Below are 4,633 nucleotides of genomic sequence, written 5' to 3'. Positions count from 1 at the left end.
AAACTACATGATTGAGGCTATTGAAAAACATGGCTTCAAGGGTGTTTTGATGGGCTTGGCTCGGATTTTACGTTGCCATCCCTGGTCGAAAACAGGTAAGGACCCCGTACCGGATCATTTTTCTTTAAAGAGAAATGCAAAATAATACTCAATGAAAATCAAAGAGCAAACTAGGAAACTAGCCGCAGGCTGCTCAAAACAGTGTTTTGAGGTGGTGGATAGAACTGACGAAGTCAGCTCAAAATACTATTTTGAGGTTGCAGATAGAACTGACGAAGTCAGTAACATCTATACGGCAAGGCAATGTTGACGTGCTTTGAAGAGATTTTCGAAGAGTATAAATTGGATTCTAATGTATAAAACACAGATAGATGATACTTGGTATTTATCAAGTGCCATCTATCTGTGTTTTTATTTATGATTGATGTTTCTGCTATTTATTCTAAAATGTTTTTGCCTTCTTTAACACGCCAATGATAATCCGATAAAATAATATCTTCAAGAGAGTAGCTAGCCTGCCAATCAAGATATTGTTTAGCTTTTGTTGCGTCTGCTAGGACGCTAGCTGGGTCACCAGCACGGCGAGCAACAATTTCGTGTGGTATTTTTTGATTCAGTAATTCTTCAGCAGTTTTAAAGATTTCTTTGACGGTATAGCCTTTTTCAGTTCCTAAGTTAAAGATTTGAGAAGAACTGTCTTCTTGAAAGAGGTAATTCATCCCTTTAACATGAGCCTGTGCAAGGTCCAAGACATGAATGTAATCTCGAATACATGAACCATCACGTGTATCGTAGTCATCTCCAAATATTTTGAGGCTATCATTTTGTCCCAATGCGGTTTTGTTGATATTGGGAATGATATGAGTTGGATTTTTTACACGGAGACCATTTGAAGCATCCATTTCAGCCCCAGCAACATTAAAGTAACGGAAAATGACATATTTCCAGTCGTAGCGATTGGCCATCCAGTAAATCATTCGTTCGCCCATCAGTTTTGTTTCTGCATAAGGGTTGACAGGGTCGAGCAGGGTATCTTCAGTCGCCGGCTTGTCAATACAGTTATTACCATAGAGGGAAGCAGTCGAAGAGAACATGATTTTTTGAATACCAACTTCAGATAAGACTTTGAGAACTTGGTTCATACCCGCAACATTGGCAGTGAAGTATTTGCTTGGATTTTCAATACTTTCGCTCACAACAATCTCACCCGCACAATGGAGGACAGCATCAATCTGATTTTCTTCTAAGTAAGCCTTTAAGGCGCTAGCATCATAAACATCCAGTTGTTTAAAGCTAGCACGACTATCCACAGCCGCTCGATTTCCTGTAGAGAGATTATCTAGAACATGTACCTGATAGCCAGCATTTAAAAGAGCTTTAACGGTATGGGAGCCAATGTAGCCAGCTCCACCTGTAACAAGAATTGTTTTGGTCATGATTTTTTCCTTTTTTATTTTTTACTAGTTGGAAAATTCTTTTTGATTTAAAAAATTAAATACTTCTAATAACGTATTTGTTCGATCTCCAATCAATACTCCATCAAATCCTAATTTAATAATTTCAGGGATGTCTTTACATTGTAGACCTCCTCCAAATACTAATTTATATTTAAAATTATATATTTGACTAGATATGAACAAATACCTTTTTAGCATAGTTAAATGATTAGAAATTTCTTCTAAACTGTAGTCCTTTTTTCCACTCAATGTTGCACTTAGAATTTCATATGCTATAATAATTTCTTTTCCTTGAAATTGAATTCCTGATAAAAGTTGATGTATCTCAGCAATATAATTTTTATTTTTGCCAAAACAAATAATAGGAGTTATATTTCCAACTATTGTCTGTTTTATTTTTGAACGAATGATATTTTTAGTTTCATTTAAGAATTTTTGTCGTTCTAGATGGCCGACAAATGCATATTTTATATTATAGTAATTGAGATGTTCACAGGTTAAATCACCAACATTTCGCCCCTTTATAGCAATATTTTGCGAAGCAATTGAAAAAGAATATTCATTGTCGTTAACAGGTATTATTGGCGAAATAATTAATTCTGTTTTAACATTTCCTTCATTGAAAAGTTTTAACAGATCTAATTGTTCATGAATACTTAATTTATTTTTAAAGTTGAATATTGTTAACATTTTCACCTTTTTAATATTAAAACTAATTATTTGTTAATTTTGTCATCAATGTATTGTTCTAGTTTTGCTTTGTATTGTTCAAAGTTAGGTTTCTTTACTACATTATGAAATGATAAAGTTTCTCTTTGTGTAAATCCGCAAAACTCCATTGCTTTATGAAATGATATTAGAATTTCGTCTACACTTTTACCATTAAAAAATTCATTGGAATCATTAAAAGTATATTCTGGTGCATTCCATGTTGAAGATATAATATATTCTTTCCCTTTCATGAGTCCACCAGTTCCATATTTATCAGCAAATGAGTAAAACTGCCCATATTCAAATACATTATCAAGATACAATTTTAATTTTCCTGGAACATTAAACCAATAAATTGGGAATTGAAAAATAATTAGGTCAGCCCATAAAAACTTATTTCTTTCATCAATAATATCATATGATTCTACTGAAGATAGCTGTACATTATGATGATGCCGTAATTTATTTAAAAAAATATTGTATAAGCTAAAGTTAAGTTCGCCTTTACAGAAATCATGTTTTTGATATCCGTTTATCAATAAGATGTTCATATTTAATTCCTCCTTGTATTAAAAATATCATTATTTAATATTTTTGTCAATATTTTTATTGAAAACAATTGAAAAACAACCGAAAATATTCTGTAAATCATGAAAATATGAACGTTTTTATTATAAATTATTTTTTTGTACGTTTATTTATAATTAGGTTTGTCTTGGAATAGTTCTTAGATTTCAGCTCACATGCAAGAAAATACAAGCTTTTTCTAAGATAGAGCAGGACTAAGATACTAATTTAGAAATCCACCTTCCCGCTATCCTTCTCCTATAAAAAGTGGTAAAATGGATGAAAGAAAGAAGGAACTGAAATGACAACATTATTTTCAAAAATCAAAGAAGTAACAGAACTTGCTGCGATCTCAGGTCATGAAGCACCTGTTCGTGCTTATCTTCGTGAAAAGTTGACACCGCACGTAGATGAAGTGGTGACAGATGGCTTGGGTGGTATTTTCGGGATTAAACATTCAGAAGCTGCAGATGCACCGCGCGTCTTGGTCGCTTCTCACATGGATGAAGTTGGTTTTATGGTCAGCGAGATTAAGCCAGATGGTACCTTCCGTGTGGTAGAAATCGGTGGCTGGAACCCTATGGTGGTTAGTAGCCAACGTTTCAAACTCCTGACTCGTGATGGTCGTGAAATTCCTGTGATTTCGGGTTCTGTCCCGCCACATTTGACTCGTGGAAAGGGTGGACCAACCATGCCAGCCATTGCAGATATTGTTTTTGATGGTGGTTTTGCGGACAAGGCTGAGGCAGAAAGTTTTGGCATCCGTCCTGGTGACACTATTGTCCCAGATAGTTCCGCTATCTTGACAGCCAATGAAAAAAATATCATCTCAAAAGCTTGGGATAACCGCTACGGTGTTCTCATGGTTAGCGAGTTGGCGGAAGCTATGTCAGGTCAAAAACTTGGCAATGAACTCTATCTTGGCTCTAACGTCCAAGAAGAAGTTGGTCTCCGCGGTGCTCATACATCTACAACCAAGTTTGACCCAGAAGTCTTCCTCGCAGTTGATTGCTCCCCAGCAGGTGATGTCTACGGTGGTCAAGGCAAGATTGGAGATGGAACCTTGATTCGTTTCTACGATCCAGGTCACTTGCTTCTCCCAGGTATGAAGGATTTCCTTTTGACAACAGCTGAAGAAGCTGGTATCAAGTACCAATACTATTGTGGTAAAGGCGGAACAGACGCTGGCGCAGCTCATCTGAAAAATGGTGGTGTCCCATCTACAACAATCGGAGTCTGTGCTCGTTATATCCATTCTCACCAAACACTTTATGCAATGGATGACTTCCTAGAAGCGCAAGCCTTCTTACAAGCCTTGGTGAAAAAATTGGATCGTTCAACGGTTGACTTGATTAAAAATTATTAAACTTAAGGAGGTGGTAGGGATGGTAGAACCAAACCTAGAAAGCCTTGTAAAAGATCTTTACAATCATGCTCGACATGATTTGAGTGAAGATTTAGTTGCTGCTCTCCTAGAGACTGCTAAAAAACTGCCTACTACAAATGAGCAATTGCTGGCAGTTCGTCTCTCAGGTCTGGTCAATCGTGAATTGCTCAAGAATCCCAGACATCCGGCACCTGAGTTGCTCAACTTGGCCCGCTTTATCAAAAGAGAAGAAGCTAAGTACAGAGGAACCGCAGCTTCTGCGCTTATGTATGGGGAGATTTTTAAAATGCTTTGATTCCATTGTGGATCAAAGCATTTTTTATAAGACCTATCTCGTGAGCGCTCAGATAGTAGTAACAAGGAATCATGAGAAGTTAGCTGAAGCAATAGTAGTGAAGAAACTTCTGTAATGGAAGTGGAGCGAAGTGAGGAATCGTCAAACGGTAGGGTATAGGCGGTTTGAAGGGTGCTATGAGAAAGATAGGGTAAGGTGAAATTAATACTCTTCGAA

Annotated in this window: 6 protein-coding genes; 3 read left to right on the top strand and 3 right to left on the bottom strand. The window is 36.5% G+C overall.

What is annotated here, in order from left to right; translation table 11 throughout:
• The coding region (locus HT697_RS02855; protein WP_173262034.1) for a membrane protein insertion efficiency factor at positions 1 to 145 on the top strand (145 nt) is incomplete at its 5' end.
• Positions 146 to 437: 292 nt separating this feature from the next.
• Here the strand turns inward: HT697_RS02855 and galE are convergent.
• From galE to HT697_RS02840, 3 genes are read right to left on the bottom strand one after another with little or no spacing between them, the layout of a single operon-like run.
• Positions 438 to 1,436 (bottom strand): UDP-glucose 4-epimerase GalE, encoded by a 999-nt coding sequence (galE, locus tag HT697_RS02850; RefSeq protein WP_173262031.1) that lies wholly within the window; start codon positions 1,434 to 1,436, stop codon positions 438 to 440.
• Positions 1,437 to 1,460: 24 nt separating this feature from the next.
• Positions 1,461 to 2,147, bottom strand: a complete 687-nt coding sequence (locus HT697_RS02845; protein ID WP_164226039.1) for a triose-phosphate isomerase — start codon at positions 2,145 to 2,147, stop codon at positions 1,461 to 1,463.
• 26 nt (positions 2,148 to 2,173) lie between these two features.
• Entirely contained in the window at positions 2,174 to 2,719 is a 546-nt protein-coding gene (locus tag HT697_RS02840; RefSeq protein WP_164226040.1) for an NAD(P)H-dependent oxidoreductase, read from the bottom strand.
• Positions 2,720 to 3,036: 317 nt separating this feature from the next.
• On the opposite strand from HT697_RS02840, the gene pepA reads away from it, so the two are divergent.
• Positions 3,037 to 4,101: a glutamyl aminopeptidase gene (gene pepA / locus HT697_RS02835; RefSeq protein ID WP_164226041.1), complete on the top strand. Its 1,065-nt coding sequence runs from the start codon at positions 3,037 to 3,039 to the stop codon at positions 4,099 to 4,101.
• A gap of 19 nt (positions 4,102 to 4,120) precedes the next feature.
• Positions 4,121 to 4,417, top strand: coding sequence for an enterocin immunity protein (locus HT697_RS02830; protein ID WP_057487917.1), 297 nt, complete (start codon positions 4,121 to 4,123; stop codon positions 4,415 to 4,417).
• Positions 4,418 to 4,633 lie beyond the last annotated feature (216 nt).

Origin of the sequence: Streptococcus sp. 1621, assembly GCF_013276615.1 — a bacterium.
Lineage (GTDB): Bacteria > Bacillota > Bacilli > Lactobacillales > Streptococcaceae > Streptococcus.
Note: the sequence above shows the minus strand (reverse complement) of the source record. Positions and strands in the feature narration are given on the sequence as shown.